The organism is Micromonospora sp. LOL_025 (genome assembly GCF_048060285.1).
Taxonomy (GTDB): Bacteria; Actinomycetota; Actinomycetes; order Mycobacteriales; family Micromonosporaceae; genus Micromonospora.
This window is the reverse complement of record NZ_JBHMIR010000158.1, coordinates 1-274: the sequence shown is the minus strand read 5'-3', so window position 1 is coordinate 274 and position 274 is coordinate 1. Positions and strand designations below refer to the sequence as shown.

The window sequence follows — 274 nt, the reverse complement described above, 5'->3', positions numbered from 1 at the left end:
CGTACGTGGGCAGGTCCACCCGCCGGGCGCCGGTGTCGGCGAACCACGGCCGCCAGTCGACGGCCACCCCGTGCACGTGCAGCTCGGCCAGCCCGGCCAGCAGCCCGTGCGCCTCGGGCCGGTCCTTGCGCTGCCCGGCGACGGCCAGTACGCCGTCGTCGCCGGGCAGGATGTCCGCCGCCATCGCGGTCAGTACGCTCTGCGGGCCGATCTCCAGGAACGTGTCGACGCCCGCCGCGCGCAGCGCGGTGATTCCGTCGGCGTACCGGACGGC

At 76.3% G+C, this 274-nt stretch carries 1 protein-coding gene; it reads right to left on the bottom strand.

Going from position 1 to position 274, the window contains the following annotated elements; genetic code table 11:
- The coding region (locus ACFHW0_RS31940) for a hypothetical protein (protein ID WP_416613345.1) at positions 1 to 274 on the bottom strand (274 nt) is incomplete at both ends.